Here is a 16414-nt window from a genome sequence, read left to right as displayed (position 1 = left end):
TCACACCGGCGGGGAGGAGGGCTTTGCCGTCTCGGCGCGGTCGTAGGGATGGTTGAGTGGGGCGTCGCCGGACAGTTGGGCGAAGTAGTCGTTCAGGTGGGCGTAGGGGTTGCGCCGGGGGTCGCGCGCCGCGGCGGCCTTGCGGGCCTGCGCGCGTTCCTGGCGGCGCATGGTCACGGCGAAGCGGAGGGTGATCCACAGGCGCAGGCGGCGGGAGGAGTCCAGGGCGGCCAGCACGCGGGCCAAAGTTTCGCGCTCCCGCTCCGGCACGGCCAGCAGCACGATGATGAGGGGAAGCACTGCCGAGGCGATCTCGCAGAGCACGAACAGCAGGACCAGGAAGGCGATGATCCCGGCCAGCAAGGTACTGGTCATCGAGTTCTCCTGTCGCCGGAGGTGGGGATCCGCCCGGGGGTGAACCCGGCGGCTCGGTCGCGAGGCGGAGGCGCTCATGGGCGCTGACGATCAACGAGGCGGGCGGGAGCCTCTCACGGATATGCACTGCCGGGGGCCTGACCCCGTTGTCGGGTGGGGAGGCGAGCACGCTACGAAGCCGGACCGGCCCCTTTGCTCGTCTCTCCGTGACCCCTTAGCCATGAATATCCACGGCTATTCAGGTGATCGCAAGTCCGATCCGGGCAGGTGAATATTCGTCATCGGTCTTCACGTCATCAGTCACGCCAGGTTTCCGCAACCTCTCCCGTGTGGTTGCATAACGACTATGCGCGAGCGACGCATAAGATCTCATGAGTCCTGTATCGTGCGGCTGTGACAAACCTACCCTTAACGGTCGTTCAGGCTGCTGATGCTGAACGAGACGGCTCCACGCCGCGGCTGACTTTCGTCACCAAGCTCTGCGGCGGGGGCAGCTGCCCCACCGTCTACCGCACCGACCGAGGCACCTACGTGGTTCAGGGCTATACCCTGACCGCCGAGGCCGCGGGGGTCGACCTGCCCGCCGGCGAGCAACTCGTCGAGATTCCGGCCGAGCTGCTCGCCGAGGCGGTGAAGGCCGCCAACTGACCATCGCAACGAACGCCGCATCCGAATACGAGAGGGGGCGAGTTGCTTGTCGAACTCGCCCGATCTCGACGACGGTCTCGGCGAGCCGGTCGGCGCCGCCCTGGCGCGCTGGCGCCGGAGCAAGCAGATCTCCGGTCAGGCTCTGGGCGAGCGCATCGGCATGAGCCAGGCGACGATCTCCCGGCTGGAGAGCGGCGCCACCAGCGCGGATCCCGCGGTCGTACGCCGGGTCGCCGAGGCCCTCGACCTCCCCGCGGACGAGGTCGACCGTCTGGTCGGGCTCGCCGAGCGGCCCAACGAGCGCCTGATCGACTGGCAGTCGATCCTGCCGGGGCTGGCCGACCGGCAACACCTCGTGGGACGGCTCGAGTCCTCCGCGCGCGACACGCGCACCTTCCAGGTGGCCGTCGTCCCGGGCCTGCTCCAGACCAGTGAGTATGCGCGTGCCGTCCTGACCGCCGTGCGCATGGAGCTGGGCGACGCGCAGATCGCCGACTCCGCTCTGGCCGTCGCCGAGGCCGTCACGGCGCGCCTGCAGCGGGCCCAGGCGCTCGACGAGCCCGATCGGCAGTTCCACTTCCTGATCACCGAGGACGTACTGGGCCACCAGGTGTGCCGGCCGGTGGACATGATCGCCCAGATCGCGCGGCTGCGGGAGGTCGCCGCGTACCCGAACGTCAGCCTGCGGATCATTCCGCAGGACGTGGAGTGGCCGATCGCACCCATGCACGGCTTCGTCCTCATGGACGACCGGAGCGTGTTCGTCGATCTCTTCAACACCAGCGTGCTCTCCCGTGGGCGCCGCATCGCCGGGCACTACCGGCGCGTGTTCGACGCGCTCGACGCGATCGCGACCAGCGACATCGAACCGTTTCTCGCCGATTTCGAGAAGCGCTACATCCGCCGGATGTCCGGGGCCCACACCTGACCTGTTGTGACGACCCGGTATCCGTCCGTACCGTGAGTGTCATGACGACCCCCAAGGATCCCGTCGCCACGCACCTCCGCGTCCTGGCCGGCCGATGCGGCGCCGGCTCCTGCCCGACCGTGTACGGCACCGACCGGCAGACGGTCATTGTCCAGGGCTACGTGGTGAACGGCGACAACGCCGGCGTCGAGGTGCCCGACGGCGAGCACCTCGTCGAGATTCCGACCGAGATCTTGCTCGCCGCGGCGGACAAGATTCGTGACCAGGCCTGAGACAGAGTCGTCACCAGGCAGAACGTAAGGGCAAGTCAGTAGCCGGTGGGGACCATGCGCCTCAGTAGCTGGTCCAGGGCGACACTGGCGAAACCGATCCGGACGTCGCTGGCGCCGTACGGAAGCCACAGGCGGCCGTCGTGCAGCAGGCCGCCGCAGGAGTAGAGGACGTTGGGGACGTAGCCCTCGCGCTCGACCTCGTCGGGGTGCAGCAGGCCGTCGGGCAGGTCGGCGATCACTCGCTCCGGGTTCTCCAGGTCCAGCAGCATCGCGCCCAGCGAGTAGCGGCGCATCGGGCCCACGCCGTGGGTCAGCACCAGCCAGCCGGCCTCCGTCTCGAGCGGGGAGCCGCAGTTGCCCACCTGGATCAGGTCCCAGCCGCGGTGCGGGACCAGCAGCGGCACCGCCTCCTGCCAGCGGTGCTGCCCGTCGCGGACGCTCAGGCCCAGCGTCTCGCCGTCGGAGCGGCACAGGGCCAGCTTCCGGCCGCCCACGTAGCGCGGGAACAGGGCCATGCCCTTGTTCCGCGCCGCGGGGCCGTGCAGCCGGGTCACCTCGAAGTGCCGCAGGTCGCGGGTGAAGATGACCCGGCCGGAGATGTGCCGGCCGTCGTACGCGGTATATGTCGCCTGGTAGGCGAGCCGCCCGTCCGGGTCCAGGTGCTGGACGAAGCGGGCGTCCTCCATGCCGTTGCTCTCCGCGCGGGTCGCCGGCCACATCACCCGCTGATGCAGCGGCGTGGCGCACGGGAAGCTGACCGCGTAGTCCTCCGCCACGATGTGCCGGATCCGGTCGAGCGTCTCCTGCGTGGTCGGGCGGGCCAGCAGCTCGGCCGGGATGTGCGTCATCACATCCTCGAACTCCTCGTCGCTGTACCGCTCGGGCAAGGCCGACACGATGTACGCCGAGGCCTCGTTGTCGATCTCCTCGTCGATCAGCGCCGCGGAGAGCTGGAAACGCATGTGCAACGCCCCGACGCGCTGGCCGATCGCCAGCGGGCCGTCCCGGTTCTCGAGGCGGATGGTGTCGCCGGGGCCGAGGATCGCCGAGCAGAAGCCGATCGAGGAGATGTGCCCCTCGCCGATCTGGCGCAGGCTCATCGCCACCCGCAGCTCACCCGGTTCCAGGTCGGTCTGGTCGGGGTGCGGCACCATCGACGGGTTGCACAGCGCCGCCGCCTCGACCGAGAACTCGTGGCTGAAGTACGCGCCGATCAGGGTGCGCGCGGTCGGCGACAGCTCGATCTCCGGCGGTACGCGGTGCTGCACCAGCTCGTAGTGGTGCTGGAAGGTCGACAGCAGGTCGTGGTGCCGGCCCGCGAAGCGGCTCAGCACGTCCTCGAGCAGCCGGGCGGTCTCCGACTCGTCGAGCTGCAGGATGCGCTCGATCAGGCTGGAGGTCCGGTTCTGCACCATCTGGTCGTCCTCGCCGGGCACGAACAGCTTGATCACCACGCGCCGGTCGTCCGGCTGCATGATGATCTCGTGCCGGGTGAGGTAGGTCTGTGAATTCATGGTTGCGGTCACGCTAGGCCGCCTGACGGTCGGGTCGCGCTCCGGGTCGCCATCGTGCGGGCGTGCTGCAGCGTGGAGACGAGCGCGAGGGTGGATTCGGCTCCTTGGTTCAGATTAGGACCATCTGCCGTTAATCCGTCATAACATCCGCCGGTAAGGGGGTCGTACATAACTATCTGAGTGTCGTTTTCGCCCAGAAACCAGGCTATTGACTGAAATAGCGGGGCAGACCATCGGTCGTCGCCGGTGATCGCGGCGGCCGTGGCGCACGCGTCGGCGGTCGCGGCGGCCTCGATCGGCTGCTGGTCGAAGCGGTGTTTGGGCCGGCCGGCCCGCCAGCCGCCGACCGGGACGGTGGACAGGTGGCCGTCGTGCTCCTGCTCCCGGCACAGCCAGGCGAGCATCCGCAGGCCGGCCCGCAGCAGGGGCTCGTCGCCGAGCAGGTCGCCGGCCACGATCACCACCTCGGCCACCGTGGGGTTGGCGTAGGTGAGTTCCTCCTCGGGCCAGACCCACGCCGGGTCGGGGCCGGGGACGCCGACCGTGGCGGCGGCGTCGCGCAGCAGGGCCGCCGCGTCGGGGTCGCGTGGGTCCATCCGCAGGACCTCGGCCGCGCCCAGTCCGGCGTACGCCATCGCCCTCGGCCAGGTCGAGCGTTGTCGCGTGCCCAAGCGGAAGGCCGCGCGGGCCTCGCGCCGGATCCACGGCGCGGTGGAGCGCGCGGCGGCCGTGCCCAGCCCCCAGAGCGCGCGCCCCCACCAGTCGCCGAGACCCGGCCGGTCGGTCCAGCGCCGGTCGTAGCTCATCCGGTTGCGGAAGGCGCCGTCCGGGGCCTGCGCGTGCGTGAGGAACGCCAGGTAGCGCTCGGCCAGGCCGATGACCTGCGGGGACGGCCGCGGTTCCCGGCTGGCGACGAGCAGGCCGCGGCCGACGTCGTCGACGCAGTAGCCGTGCTCGCGCCGCACGATCGCGTTGCGCGCGTGCTCGAGCAGCCCGGTGTCGTCGGAGAGCCGGGCGAGGTGGCTGAACGAGGGCGGTGGAGCGTCGGACAGTTGGACGGGAGGCGGGACCAGCCGCAAGCCCACGCTCATGCCGGGATGGAGGCCGCGATCGGGGCCGCCGGGGTGCGCGCGGACAGCAGGCGGCCGGCCAGGGACTGATAACGGGCGGCCACGGCCGGCCAGCGCAGCGTCGGACCGCCGGCCAGGCCGGTCAGCCGCCCGGCGAGGCCGGGTTCGGTGGCCAGGTGGCGGATCGCCATCGCCATCGCCTCCGGGTCCTGGTGCGGCACGAGCAGGCCGGGACCGTCGGCGAGTAGTTCGACCGCGTGCGGGAACTCGGTGGCCACCACCGGCACGCCCGCGCCGACCGCCTCGATCAGCACGCCCGAGGTGACCTGCTCGGTCGAGTCGTAGGGCAGCACCACCACGTCGGCCGAGCGGATCAGCCGGGACAGCGCGGCCTCGTCCAGGTACTCGTCCCGCCAGACCACGTCGTCGGTCACCCCGAGCGTGTCGGCGAGGGCTTTCAAGCTGTTGCGGTACGCGTCGCCGAAGTGTTCCAGCACCTTGGGGTGGGTACGGCCGGCGACGGTGTAGAACGGCATCGGCGACGAGCCGCGCAGCAGGGCGAGCGCGCGCAACGCCCACTCGATGCCCTTGCCGGGGCCGAGCAGCCCCCAGGTGAGCAGGTGCGGCCGGTCGTGGTCCTCCCGGGGCGCGCTCTCGTGGCTGCCGGCGCCGTGCGGGATCACCGAGATCTTGTGGGCGTCGACGGCGTACCCGGCGATCAGGCGCTGCCGGGCGGTGTCGGTCATGGTGACCACGGCGTCGGCGGTGGCGGCGATCCGCTCGAGCACCTGCCGCTGCAATGGGTCGGGATGGCTGAGCACGGTGTGCAGCACGACGATCGAGGGGACCTTCAGGGCGCGCAGCAGCGGCAGCACCTCGGCGCCGGCGTCGCCCGGGTAGATCCCGTACTCGTGCTGGACGATCGCCACGCCGAAGCGGTTGAGCGCGTTGGCCGCCGCGACCCAGCCGCCCGGGTTGTCGGTGTGCCAGGTGTGCACGACCCGGGGCGCGCCGCGGTCGAGGTCGATGCCGCCGCTCACGTTGTCGCTGGCGAGCAGCCGGACGACCCCGGCGCCGCCGCCGGTATTCAGCTGAGTGGCGAGTGCCGCATTGAAAGTGGCCAAACCGCATTGAGTGGGCGGGTAAGTGCTCAGAAAGCCATACGTCGCGGGCATGACAGGGCCTTTCTCGGTTCGCGGCTGCCTCCCCGCAGCACGACTCAGCGCGCGCGGTCGACGCGGTGCGGGTCGCGCGCAAACGTCATTGCGGTGCTCCGGAAATTGCCCCGATTAACGCGCAATTGACATTGCGACGTTAACAAGAACCGACTTTTCAACTGATGATTTTGCGGTAAATCGTCAGGTAGTCGTCGACCATCCGGTCGGCCGAGAACCGTTCCCGGGCCCGCCGGGCGCACCCCGCCCGGTCGATCGTGCCGATGCCCTCGACGGCCGCGACCGCCTCGTCGAGATCGGTGACCAGCCGGCCGGTGACACCCTCGTCGACGATCTCCGGCATCGATCCTTTCCGGTACGCGACGACCGGCGTCCCGCAGGCCATCGCCTCCACCACGGACAGCCCGAACGGCTCGGCGAACCGGATGGGATGCAGCAGCGCCGCCCCGGAGCCGAGGATCCGCCCCCGGTCGGCCGGCCCGACCGACCCGAGGTGGACGACCCGGTCCCCGTCGATCTTCGGCTCCACCGCCGCCTCGAAAAACGAACGATCTTGGACGATGCCGCAGAGAATCAGGCGCCGCCCGGCCCGCGCGGCGATCTCGATGGCCAGGTCGGTGCCTTTGTCCGGATGGATTCGCCCAAATGCTATTAAATCAGTCATGGGGGAGAGCGACACCGGCAACGCCGTCAAGTCGACGCCGTGGTGGACCGTCCCGACGTAGGACAGCAGGGGGGACCGGTCGCTGTCGGAGATGGCGACGTAGGACGAGGCCGCCCGCTGGTAGGCCGGCACGATCGAGGGGCCGGAGAAGCCGTGGATCGTGGTGAGCAACGGCGCCGCGCAGTGCCGGGAGAAGGCGAGCGGCAACCAGTCCAGATGGTTGTGCACGAGGTCGAACTCGCCGGAGCGGGAGAGCACGTGGCTGACGTGCAGCGCCTCCCAGACCCGCCCGTCGAGGTCGGCGCTCTCCTCGTACCCGGTCGGGCTCACCCCGTCGAGGGCGGCCTTGGTGACCGAGTCGAGCGTGGCGAAGAGCGTGACGTCGATCCCGCGCTCGGTCAGCCCCTCGGCGAGCAGGCTGGTGATCAGTTCCCAGGGGCCGTAGTGCAGCGGCGGCGTACGCCAGGCGATCGGCCCCAACAACGCCACCTTCACGACAACGGCCGCTTTTTGGTCATTAACACCTCCTTAGTATGGGACGTATGAGGGATCTCTGGTGGAAGAGTGCGGTCGTTTATCAGATCTACCCCCGTAGCTTCGCCGATGCCGACGGTGACGGCATGGGCGATCTGCGCGGCGTCATCGACCACCTGGACCATCTGGCCGAGCTCGGCGTCGACGTGCTCTGGCTCTCCCCGATCTACCAGTCGCCGCAGGACGACAACGGCTACGACATCAGCGACTACCAGAGCATCGACCCGCTCTTCGGCGACCTGGCGACCTTCGACGAGCTGCTCGCCGGGGTGCATCAGCGGGGAATGAAGCTGATCATGGACCTGGTCGTGAACCACAGCTCGGACGAGCACCCGTGGTTCGTGGCGAGCCGGTCAAGCAAGGACGACCCGAAGCGGGACTGGTACTGGTGGCGGCCGGCCCGGGCGGGGATGGAGCCGGGCACGCCGGGGGCGGAGCCGACCAACTGGGGCTCGGCGTTCGGCGGACCGGCCTGGCAGTACGACAAGGAGACCGGCGAGTACTACCTGCATCTGTTCTCGCCGAAGCAGCCCGACCTCAACTGGGAGAACCCCGAGGTCCGCGAGGCCGTCTACGCGATGATGCGCTGGTGGCTGGATCGGGGCGTGGACGGCTTCCGGATGGACGTCATCAACATGATCTCCAAGGTGCTGCCGCTGACCGACGGCCCGGTGAAGGCCGGCTCCGCGTACGGGGACGGTTTCTCCTCGTACATCAATGGCCCGCGCAACCATGAATTCCTGCGCGAGATGCACGACCGGGTCTTCGCCGGCCGCGACGGCATGCTCACCGTGGGGGAGATGCCCGGGGTGACGGTCGACGAGGCGATCAAATTCACCGACCAGGACCGGCACGAGGTCGACATGGTCTTCCAGTTCGACCACGTCTGGGCGGACCGCGGCGGCGACCCGTGGAAGCTGATCCCGCTCCGGCTCACCGTCCTCAAGGGGATCTTCGGGCGGTGGCAGGCCGGGCTGGCCGAGGTCGGCTGGAACAGCCTCTACTGGAACAACCACGACCAGCCGCGGGTGGTCTCGCGGTACGGCGACGACTCGCCCGAGCACCGGGTCGCCGCGGCCAAGATGCTCGGCACGGTGCTGCACCTGCACCGCGGCACGCCCTACATCTATCAGGGCGAGGAGCTGGGCATGACCAACTACCCGTTCCGGACGATCGCCGACTTCCGGGACATCGAGGCGCTCGGCCAGTACCACCAGGCCACGGTGCAGGAGGGCCGCTCGCCCGAGGAGGTGCTCACCGTGCTGCGGGCGCGCGGCCGGGACAACGCGCGTACGCCGATGCAGTGGGACGACTCCCCGCAGGCCGGCTTCACCAGCGGGACGCCTTGGCTGGCGGTGAACCCGAACTACCCGCAGATCAACGCGAAGGCGGAGCGGGCCGACCCGGATTCGGTGTTCCACCACTACCGCAAGCTGATCGAGCTGCGGCACGAGGAGCCGGCCGTGGTCGACGGCGACTTCACCATGCTGCTGCCGCACGACGAGCGCCTGTACGCCTTCACCCGGAAATTTCAGGGCACCGAACTCCTGGTGGTCGGCAACTTCACCGGCGAAACGGTGCGCGCCGAAATCGAGGACGCGATCGCCTGGGAAGAGGCCGAACTGGTCCTCACCAATGTCGGGGGAAACGAGGGCCTGACGCTCGCGCCCTGGCAGGCGGTCGTCTACCGGCGCTCGACATAGGGCACCAATCCGTCGAGCAGCCGGCCGAGCCCGAACTCGAACAGCATGGTCAGGTCGAAGTCGAAATCCTGGCCGGCCAGCTCGCGAATGTGCGACATCTCGCCGGCGTCCAGGCGCGCCATGAACGTGGCCGTCTGGGCGTCCATCCACTGGTCGTTGGTCATCCCGGTCTCCTGGGTCGCCTCGGCCTCCGGCTCGAGCGCGCTGGCCACCCCCCGGACGAAGCTGAACAGCAGGATCTGGATGTAGAGCCGCTCCTGCAGGGTCAGCCGCGTGCCGTCGAAGATGGCCATCACCCACTCGGTGATCACCATCGCGTTCGGCGCCATCTGGGGGCGGGTCAGCGACATCGACGACGCCAGCCACGGGTGCCGCTGGAACGCCTGCCACTCCAGCCGGGAGACCAGCTCGAGGGCGGCCCGCCAGTTCCCCGGCGGCCGGGGCGGCAGCCGCTCCTCCCCGATCGCCGCGTCGATCATCGCGAGGGTGAGCTCCTCCTTGCCCGGCACGTGCCGGTAGAGCGCCATCGTCGAGACGCCGAGCCGGCTCGCGATGCGCCGCATGGACAGCTCGGCCATCCCGTCCTGGTCGGCGATCGCGATGGCGGCGGCGACCACCCGCTCCTTGCTGAGCTCGTGGTCGCGACGGGGCGCCGGGCCGGCCACCACGGTGCCGACGCCGGGGCGGGCCACGGTCAGCCCCTCCTCCCGCATGGTCGCGTGAGCCTTGGTGGCGGTGGCGATCGCGACGCCCCACTCGCCGGTGATCTGCCGGGCCGAGGGCACCTTGTCACCCGGCTTGAGCTCGCCGGCCTCGATGCGCCGGCGCACGTCCTCGACGATCCGCCGATACGGGTGCACTAGTACACCTCCTGTTCTGTCGTGGAGCGTACTAGTGCGGTTTGCCAGCCGCAACACGCTCTCCTACTCTGACTAGTACACAAATAACATCGTACGCAGAGGAGCGGGGAACATGCGGGTTCTGATCTCCGGCGGGGGCATCGCCGGGCCGGCGACGGCGTTCTGGCTGCACCGCGCGGGCGCCCAGGTCACGGTCGTCGAGCGGGCGCCGGCGTCGCGCCCCGGCGGGCACGCGGTCGACGTCCGGGGCGTGGCCCGCGGCGTCGTCGAGCGGATGGGCATTCGCGAGGCGATCCGGGCCCACCAGGTCGACGAGCGCGGATGGGCGATGGTCTCAGCGCGCGGCCGCCGGCTGGCGGGCATGCCGGCCGACCTGTTCGGCGGGGAGGGCATCGTCGCCGAGATCGAGATCGCGCGGGGCGACCTCGCGCGCGTCCTCCACGACGCGACCGCGGCCGACGTGGACTGGCGCTTCGGCGACAAGATCACCGAGCTGACGCCGGCCGGGGACGTCGCCTTCGCGAGCGGGCGCCGTGAGCGGTACGACGTGGTGATCGGCGCCGACGGGGTGCGGTCGGGGGTGCGGCAGCTCGTCTTCGGGCCGCACGGCGAGTTCGTCCAGCCGCTCGGCGCCTACCAGGCCTACTTCACCGTGCCGGACCCCGGTGACCTGGACAATTGGTTCGAGATGTACAACGCCCCGGGTGGCCGGGTGGCCGGCATTCGACCCGAGCGGGGTGGCACGGCGAAGGCGAGCCTCACGTTTCGAACAAAAAACGCCATCGGCAGGCTAGACAAAAAGGGACAAATTGCGATTCTCCAGGAGAAATTTCGCAACGTCGGCTGGCGTGTCCCCGACCTGCTCCGGGCCATGCCCGACGCCCCCGACTTCTACTTCGACGAGATCAGCAAGGTCAAGGTCGACACCTGGGCCCGCGGACGCGCCGTCCTGATCGGCGACGCCGGCTACTGCGGCACCCCGCTGGCCGGCATGGGCACCAGCATGGGCCTGGTCGGCGCGTACGTGCTGGCCGGCGAACTGGCCGCGGCGAAGACCCCGGAGGAGGCTTTCGCCGCGTACCAGCGGGAAATGGCCGACTACGTCGCCGAGGGCACCCAGCTGCCGCCCGGCGGCGTCGAGATGTTCGCCCCCAACGGCCGGCTCATGATCCGGATGCGGGCGATGTCGATGAGGATGATGGGCGCCTGGCCGATGAAGGGCCTGCTGGAGAAGCAGTTCTCGAAGGCGGAATCCATCACCCTCAAGGACTACGGTCAGCTGCGCAAGCAGATGTCGAACGGGTGACCGGCCGGGTCGAGCAGCACGCGCCAGCGGTCCGGCGTGGGCTGCTCGGCCGGCTTGGTCGCGCCCAGCGCCAGCGCCTGCTCCTCGGCCTTGTCCAGGTCGTCGACGTAGAAGTCCAGGTGGTAGCGCTTCGGCGCGGCCTCCACCGGCCAGCCGGGCGCCGAATAGCCGGGCACCCGGCCGAAGCCGATGCTCGTCGTGCCGTCGCCGATCATGGCGTAGTCACCCTCGCTGTGCAGCACCTTCCAACCCAGCACGTCGGAGTAGAAGGCGGCCAGCGCGGCCGGGTCCTCGGCATCGAGGTTGATCAGGGCAAGAGTCGCGAATCCAGTCATGCCCCGGATCCTGCCGCCAAAGGCTGACACCTTCTGTCAGCCTCCGGAAATTGGTTAACCGATGGCCCGGGCTGCCGATGGAAAGACGTGACCCGAGTCGACGTCCTATCCGCGCGCCCGGCGTGGCTGCTCGCCTCCGTCGGTCTCGTGCTCGTCGCGGTCTTCAGCTTCGGCCCGGAGTGGACGCAGACCCCGGTCACCGCGGTCATCCTCATCCTCGGCATGGTGGCGCTGCACGTCGGTCCGCGCCGCAACCTCGCGCCCGCCGACCGCACCCCGTGGCGGCTGCTGCGCCTCGGCGGCTACATCTTCATCGTCGTGAGCGTCATCCGGGTCATCTGGCCGGGCACCGTGGCCAGCCCGCCCACGACGCTCACCCTCATCCCCGACGGCCTCATCGTGCCCGCGTACCTGTGCGTCGGCTACGCGTACATGGTGATGCTGCGCCGCCGCCGGGCCGCCGACGACGACCCGGCGCGGGTCGACGCGGTCCTGGTCGGGCTGGCCGGGGCGTTCCTCACCTGGACGTTCCTGGTCGGACCGGCGGTCACGTCCCGCGTGATGTCGCCGGTGCAGATCATCGACGCGCTGTTCCCGGTCCTCGACGTGGTGCTCCTGGTCCTGGTCGCGCAGATGATGCTGGCCGGCGGCTCCCGGACGGCGTCGCTGCGGCTGCTGATCGTCGGCACCATCTCGATGTTCGCCGCCGACCTGTTCTTCTGCCTGCGCGACCTGCAACTCATGGGCGTCTCGCAGCACGCCGTGAACGCCCTGTTCCTGGTGATGTTCGTGCTGATGCCGGCGGCCGCGCTGCACCCCTCGACCCGCGCGCTGGTCGAGGCGCAGCGTGTCACGGTCCGCGACATGAGCCCGTTACGCCTGGTGGTGATCGGCCTCGTCGTGGTGGTGCCGACGATCATGACCTCGCTGATCCCGGTCGGCGTGATGTCCAACGACCTGATCCGGGCCACGCTGTGCGCGTTCATCGTGCTCGGGACGCTCGCCCGGGTGGTGCGTTCCAACAATTCCCGCGTACGGGCCGAGCGCGCCACCCGCCGGCGCGCCACCCACGACGCGCTCACCGACCTGCCCAACCGGGAACTGCTGTCCGAGACGGTGTCCCGCTGGGCCGACCGGGCGGTCGCCGAGCACCTCGAGATCAGCCTGCTCTTCATCGACCTCGACCGGTTCAAGATGATCAACGACCACTGGGGTCACCAGGTCGGCGACGAGCTGCTCTGCGAGGTAGCGGGCCGGCTCGGCGAGCAGGTCCGGGCCGAGGACGTGGTCGCCCGGATCGGCGGCGACGAGTTCGTGGTCGCCCTGGCCAGCCCGTCGCACCTGCGGCTGGCCGAGTCGCTGGCCGACCGGCTGCTGGTCGAGCTGGCCCAGCCGTTCGAGCTGTCCGTCGGCCGGGTGGCGATCTCGGCGTCGATCGGCGTGGCCAAGTCGACCGGCGGGGCGCACGCGCTCGAGCTGATCCGGGACGCGGACACCGCCATGAACAAGGCCAAGGGCTCCGGGCGCAACGCGTACGCCATGTTCGACACCTCGCTGCGCGAGCAGGTCCGCGACCGGGTGAAGCTGGAGCAGGCACTGCGCGGCGCCCTGGAACGCGGCGAGCTGGCGGTGCATTTCCAGCCGATCATCGACCTGCCGACCGAGGAGCTGGACGGCTTCGAGGCGCTGATGCGCTGGAACTCGCCCGAGCTCGGCTTCGTCTCGCCGATGGAGTTCATCCCGATCGCCGAGGAGACCGGCATGATCGAGGAGATGGGTGCCTGGCTGCTCGGCGAGTCGGTCCGCCAGCTGCAGGAGTGGATCGAGTCGCGCGGTCCGGGCGCCCGCCCGCTGCACGTCTCGGTCAACGTGGCGGTCCGCCAGCTGCGCGACGGCACCCTCGTGAAGATCGTCGACGACACCCTGCGGGGCACCGGCCTGCCGCCCGAGGCGCTCTGGCTGGAGATCACCGAGTCCGGCGTGATGGAGGACATCGAGGCGGCGCTGCTGACGCTCAACGCCCTGCACGCGCTGGGCGTGACGCTGTGCATCGACGACTTCGGAACCGGTTACTCCTCGTTGTCGTACCTGCACCGCCTCCCGGTCGGCATCGTGAAGATCGACCGCTCGTTCATCAACGACATCGGCTCGACCGGCACGAACGAGCCGATCGTCCGCGCGGTGCTGGCGATGACCCACGCGATGGGGCACCGGGTGGTGGCCGAGGGCGTGGAGACGGAGACGCAGCGGGACTGGCTCCGCGATCAGGGGTGCGATCTCGTGCAGGGCTGGTTCTACGGCAAGGCGGACCGGCCGGAGAACTTGACCCACTGGATCGAGCGCTCGGTCCCCGCATAGCTCGCCGAGCGAGATACTAGCCAAGCAAGATACTAGCTGGGCGAGATACTCGCGCGGCGAGATACTCGCACACGTCGTCACTGATCCTGCCGGTGGTTTAGCGCTTCCGACGGGTGGGGTAATGCGGACGCCGCCATCCCCACGATCGAGGAGCGACAATGTCTGCCCAGGCCGTTCTCTACGTCATCGCGGTCATCCTGCTGGTGCTCGCGGCGCTGCCGATCCCCGGCACCCGGGGGATCAACCTCGCGCTGCTGGGGGCGGCGGCCGCGCTGCTCGCCTACTCCTGGAACACGATCACCGCCTAGGGTTCCAGGATCAGCACCACCTTGCCGCGGCCGTGTCGCGACTCGACGGCCGTGTGCGCGGCGACCACGTCCGCCAGTGGATAGGCGCGCACCGGCATCGTCAGCCGACCCCGAGCGGCCAGCCCGGCCACCTCGGCCAGCCGCGAAGGGCTGCGGCCCGCCCGCACCACCCGGGCGCCGTGCTCGGCAGCCGACTTGTCGTCCACGATCGTGCCCACTCGGTCGGGGGCGATCCCAAGCGCCACCGACTGCGCGATCGCCGCGCCGCCGGCCGCGTCCAGCGCCACGGTCGGGGCCAGGCCGGTCGCCCGGACCGCTTCGACCAGATCGTCGCCGTAGGCGACCGGAACCGCCCCGAGTTGTCGCAGGTAGTCGTGATTGGCCGGGCCGGCGGTGCCGATCACCTGCGCGCCCCGCTGCCGGGCGAGTTGCGTCGCGACGGTGCCGACGCTGCCGGCGGCCGCGTGCACGAGCAGCACGTCCCCGGCGGCGACCGCCAGCTCGTTCAGTGCGCCGCTCGCCGTCTGGGACGCGGCGACCAGCGCGGCGGCGGTGGGGAAGTCCAGCCGGTCGGGTTTGCGCACCACGGTGTCCGCCGGCACGCAGACCAGCTCCGCATAGCCGTTGAGCACGGTGGAACCGAGAACCGCGTCCCCGATCGCGAAGCCGGCGCCCTCGCCGAGACGATCGATCACCCCCGAGTATTCCTGCCCGTTCGTCTGCGGCAACCGAACCCGCACCCACGGCATGGCGCCCCGCCGCACGGCGACGTCGAACGGCTGCACCCCGGCGGCCCGCACCCGCACGCGCACCTCGCCCGGTCCCGGTTCGGGATCGGGCAGATCGGCGATGCGCAGGACGTCGGGCGGTCCGAAACGGTCGAACACGACAGCTCTCATGGTCCGTATCCTGCAAGTTGAAGTCAGGTTCAAGTCAAGACCGGACATTTCGCGTACGGCCGGAGCAGCGCGACCAAACCGCTCAGCCGGACCCGATCGCCGGTGTGGATCGAAAGGCTGGCCGGTCGGGTCCGTGATGTGAACCGGCTGCGGTGACCTCGCGCGCGCCGCCTCGCTACCGTTATCGCGTGTCTCAGATCCCGTGGTGGGGGCTGCCCCTCATCGCCGTGGTGTTTGCCCTGGGTGGGGCCGCCTCGGCGTACTTCGTGACTGCCCGTGACGAGATCGTGCGCAGCCGCCGGAAGCGGACCCGGCGGTGGTACGAGGAACGCAAGGACGCGTATGTCGGCCTGCTCGCCGTCTTCGAGCGCGACACCTACCGCCTCCGCGCTGCTTATGACGCCGGCGACAAGCCGACGCCGGCGCTGGTCTACGTCGACGAGGTCGGGCCGGCGCTGATGCGGGTGCGGCTGCTCGCCTCCGGGCCGGTGCGCAGCGCGGCCCTCGCCGTACACATTCTGTTGCAGCGCCTGCACGGCGAGATGAACCCGGCGGCGGTCTCCGGCGTGCAGCCGCAGATCCACTTCCGTGAGTTGCTCACCCAGGTCCCGCTGGTCATGCAGCAGTTCGAGGCGGCGATCCGGGAGGAACTCGGGATCGACACCGAGCCGCCGCAGAACAACGGGCGCGTACGTTTCCTGGCCCGCAAGCCCGCACTGGATGATCTTGCCGATGTCGGGCAGGATCTAAGTCGTGAGAGATGACCAGGTAACCCAGGCTGTCATCCGCAGTGGGATCGTGGCGATCCTGCGCGCGCCGACCTCCGACGGGTTCGCCGCCGTCGCCGACGTGCTGGTCGGCGCCGGCATCACGGCGCTCGAGGTGACGCTGACCTCGCGCGGCGCGGTCGAGGCGATCGCCGGGCTGCGCCGTCAGCTGCCGGACACGGTGGCGGTCGGGGCGGGCACGATCCTCACCGGTGACGAGGCGAAGGCCGCGGTCGACGCCGGCGCCACCTTCCTGGTGTCCCCGGTGCTCGACAAGGCCCTGGTGGCCGCCTCGCCGGTCCCGTTCTACCCGGGGACGTCGACCCCCACCGAGATGTACGAGGCGTACCAGGCCGGCGCGCCGCTGGTGAAGCTGTTCCCGGCCGGCGGCCTGGGCCCGCGCTTCCTGCGCGACGTGCGCGGCCCGCTGCCCCAGATCGACGTGATGCCGACCGGCGGTATCAAGATCGAGGACATCGCCGACTGGCTGCTCGCCGGGGCCAAGGCGGTCGGCGTCGGCAGCCCGCTGATCGGCGACGCCGCGACCGGCGGCAGCATGAAAGCGCTCGCCGCCCGCGCCCGGCATGCGGTCAGCGCGGTCGCGTTCGCGCGCTCATGAGCGGCCTGTTCACCCCTGACGGGAGCCGTTCATGAGCGGCCTGTTCACCCCTGACGGGAGCCGTTCATGAGCGGCCTGT

The 16414-nt window shown here is 70.1% G+C and carries 17 protein-coding genes; 9 read left to right on the top strand and 8 right to left on the bottom strand.

All coding sequences use genetic code 11. The annotated features are described in order from the left end of the window. On the bottom strand, nucleotides 1–375 hold the full coding sequence (locus IH26_RS0127135) for a hypothetical protein (RefSeq protein WP_030439069.1): 375 nt from the start codon (nucleotides 373–375) through the stop codon (nucleotides 1–3). A 393-nt stretch (nucleotides 376–768) separates the two neighbouring features. On the opposite strand from IH26_RS0127135, the gene IH26_RS58315 reads away from it, so the two are divergent. The 3 genes from IH26_RS58315 to IH26_RS0127120 are packed head-to-tail and all read left to right on the top strand — an operon-like array spanning nucleotide 769 to nucleotide 2223. Beyond that, on the top strand, nucleotides 769–1023 hold the full coding sequence (locus IH26_RS58315; protein ID WP_245665532.1) for a hypothetical protein: 255 nt from the start codon (nucleotides 769–771) through the stop codon (nucleotides 1021–1023). A 46-nt stretch (nucleotides 1024–1069) separates the two neighbouring features. Further along, complete coding sequence (locus IH26_RS0127125) at nucleotides 1070–1951, top strand: helix-turn-helix domain-containing protein (RefSeq protein ID WP_030439068.1); 882 nt, start codon at nucleotides 1070–1072, stop codon at nucleotides 1949–1951. 41 nt (nucleotides 1952–1992) lie between these two features. Further along, the gene (locus tag IH26_RS0127120; protein WP_051808538.1) at nucleotides 1993–2223 is read left to right on the top strand and encodes a hypothetical protein; all 231 of its coding nucleotides are present in this window, start codon (nucleotides 1993–1995) and stop codon (nucleotides 2221–2223) included. Nucleotides 2224–2258: 35 nt separating this feature from the next. Here the strand turns inward: IH26_RS0127120 and IH26_RS0127115 are convergent, their stop codons facing one another. From IH26_RS0127115 to IH26_RS0127100, 4 genes are all read right to left on the bottom strand, one after another. Continuing rightward, a complete protein-coding gene (locus IH26_RS0127115; RefSeq protein WP_034215953.1) occupies nucleotides 2259–3737 on the bottom strand; it encodes a glycoside hydrolase family 130 protein in 1479 nt (492 codons plus the stop codon). Between the two features lie 8 nt (nucleotides 3738–3745). Continuing rightward, nucleotides 3746–4828, bottom strand: coding sequence for a hypothetical protein (locus IH26_RS0127110; protein WP_030439065.1), 1083 nt, complete (start codon nucleotides 4826–4828; stop codon nucleotides 3746–3748). Then, complete coding sequence (locus IH26_RS0127105; RefSeq protein ID WP_030439064.1) at nucleotides 4825–5982, bottom strand: glycosyltransferase; 1158 nt, start codon at nucleotides 5980–5982, stop codon at nucleotides 4825–4827. The genes IH26_RS0127110 and IH26_RS0127105 overlap by 4 nt, the downstream gene beginning before the upstream one ends. 157 nt (nucleotides 5983–6139) lie before the next feature. Continuing rightward, nucleotides 6140–7141, bottom strand: a complete 1002-nt coding sequence (locus IH26_RS0127100; RefSeq protein WP_030439063.1) for a glycosyltransferase family 4 protein — start codon at nucleotides 7139–7141, stop codon at nucleotides 6140–6142. 47 nt (nucleotides 7142–7188) lie between these two features. Here IH26_RS0127100 and IH26_RS0127095 point away from each other — a divergent pair, with 47 nt between their 5' ends. Next, the gene (locus IH26_RS0127095) at nucleotides 7189–8883 is read left to right on the top strand and encodes a glycoside hydrolase family 13 protein (RefSeq protein WP_030439062.1); all 1695 of its coding nucleotides are present in this window, start codon (nucleotides 7189–7191) and stop codon (nucleotides 8881–8883) included. Here the strand turns inward: IH26_RS0127095 and IH26_RS0127090 are convergent. Continuing rightward, a complete protein-coding gene (locus IH26_RS0127090; protein ID WP_030439061.1) occupies nucleotides 8865–9743 on the bottom strand; it encodes a TetR/AcrR family transcriptional regulator C-terminal domain-containing protein in 879 nt (292 codons plus the stop codon). The genes IH26_RS0127095 and IH26_RS0127090 overlap by 19 nt on opposite strands. A gap of 112 nt (nucleotides 9744–9855) precedes the next feature. Here IH26_RS0127090 and IH26_RS0127085 point away from each other — a divergent pair, with 112 nt between their 5' ends. Then, nucleotides 9856–11049: an FAD-dependent monooxygenase gene (locus IH26_RS0127085; RefSeq protein WP_030439060.1), complete on the top strand. Its 1194-nt coding sequence runs from the start codon at nucleotides 9856–9858 to the stop codon at nucleotides 11047–11049. Here IH26_RS0127085 and IH26_RS0127080 read toward each other — a convergent pair. After that, the gene (locus tag IH26_RS0127080; protein WP_030439059.1) at nucleotides 11019–11384 is read right to left on the bottom strand and encodes a VOC family protein; all 366 of its coding nucleotides are present in this window, start codon (nucleotides 11382–11384) and stop codon (nucleotides 11019–11021) included. The genes IH26_RS0127085 and IH26_RS0127080 overlap by 31 nt on opposite strands. An 87-nt stretch (nucleotides 11385–11471) precedes the next feature. On the opposite strand from IH26_RS0127080, the gene IH26_RS0127075 reads away from it, so the two are divergent. Together IH26_RS0127075 and IH26_RS61460 are read left to right on the top strand one after the other, a co-directional pair. Then, nucleotides 11472–13742, top strand: a complete 2271-nt coding sequence (locus IH26_RS0127075; RefSeq protein ID WP_030439058.1) for a putative bifunctional diguanylate cyclase/phosphodiesterase — start codon at nucleotides 11472–11474, stop codon at nucleotides 13740–13742. Nucleotides 13743–13900: 158 nt separating this feature from the next. After that, a complete protein-coding gene (locus IH26_RS61460) occupies nucleotides 13901–14050 on the top strand; it encodes a hypothetical protein (protein ID WP_169789827.1) in 150 nt (49 codons plus the stop codon). On the opposite strand, the gene IH26_RS0127065 is transcribed toward IH26_RS61460, so the two are convergent. Next, the gene (locus IH26_RS0127065; RefSeq protein ID WP_030439057.1) at nucleotides 14047–14949 is read right to left on the bottom strand and encodes an NADP-dependent oxidoreductase; all 903 of its coding nucleotides are present in this window, start codon (nucleotides 14947–14949) and stop codon (nucleotides 14047–14049) included. The two genes, IH26_RS61460 and IH26_RS0127065, sit on opposite strands and share 4 nt — an antisense overlap. A gap of 188 nt (nucleotides 14950–15137) precedes the next feature. Between IH26_RS0127065 and IH26_RS0127060 the strand changes: the two genes are divergently transcribed. Further along, nucleotides 15138–15713: a hypothetical protein gene (locus IH26_RS0127060; protein ID WP_030439056.1), complete on the top strand. Its 576-nt coding sequence runs from the start codon at nucleotides 15138–15140 to the stop codon at nucleotides 15711–15713. After that, nucleotides 15703–16335: a bifunctional 4-hydroxy-2-oxoglutarate aldolase/2-dehydro-3-deoxy-phosphogluconate aldolase gene (locus tag IH26_RS0127055; protein ID WP_030439055.1), complete on the top strand. Its 633-nt coding sequence runs from the start codon at nucleotides 15703–15705 to the stop codon at nucleotides 16333–16335. Before IH26_RS0127060 ends, IH26_RS0127055 begins: the two co-directional genes overlap by 11 nt. Nucleotides 16336–16414 lie beyond the last annotated feature (79 nt).

This window comes from Actinoplanes subtropicus, from assembly GCF_000721705.1.
Lineage (GTDB): Bacteria > Actinomycetota > Actinomycetes > Mycobacteriales > Micromonosporaceae > Actinoplanes > Actinoplanes subtropicus.
Note: the sequence above shows the minus strand (reverse complement) of the source record. Positions and strands in the feature narration are given on the sequence as shown.

Coding starts and splice junctions, on each gene's coding strand:
- IH26_RS0127095 (WP_030439062.1), top strand. CDS start 7,189: ATGAGGGATCTCTGGTGGAAGAGTGCGGTCGTTTATCAGATCTACCCC.
- IH26_RS0127080 (WP_030439059.1), bottom strand. CDS start 11,384: ATGACTGGATTCGCGACTCTTGCCCTGATCAACCTCGATGCCGAGGAC.
- IH26_RS0127120 (WP_051808538.1), top strand. CDS start 1,993: ATGACGACCCCCAAGGATCCCGTCGCCACGCACCTCCGCGTCCTGGCC.
- IH26_RS0127065 (WP_030439057.1), bottom strand. CDS start 14,949: ATGAGAGCTGTCGTGTTCGACCGTTTCGGACCGCCCGACGTCCTGCGC.
- IH26_RS0127110 (WP_030439065.1), bottom strand. CDS start 4,828: ATGAGCGTGGGCTTGCGGCTGGTCCCGCCTCCCGTCCAACTGTCCGAC.
- IH26_RS0127105 (WP_030439064.1), bottom strand. CDS start 5,982: ATGCCCGCGACGTATGGCTTTCTGAGCACTTACCCGCCCACTCAATGC.
- IH26_RS61460 (WP_169789827.1), top strand. CDS start 13,901: ATGTCTGCCCAGGCCGTTCTCTACGTCATCGCGGTCATCCTGCTGGTG.
- IH26_RS0127135 (WP_030439069.1), bottom strand. CDS start 375: ATGACCAGTACCTTGCTGGCCGGGATCATCGCCTTCCTGGTCCTGCTG.
- IH26_RS0127115 (WP_034215953.1), bottom strand. CDS start 3,737: ATGAATTCACAGACCTACCTCACCCGGCACGAGATCATCATGCAGCCG.
- IH26_RS0127085 (WP_030439060.1), top strand. CDS start 9,856: ATGCGGGTTCTGATCTCCGGCGGGGGCATCGCCGGGCCGGCGACGGCG.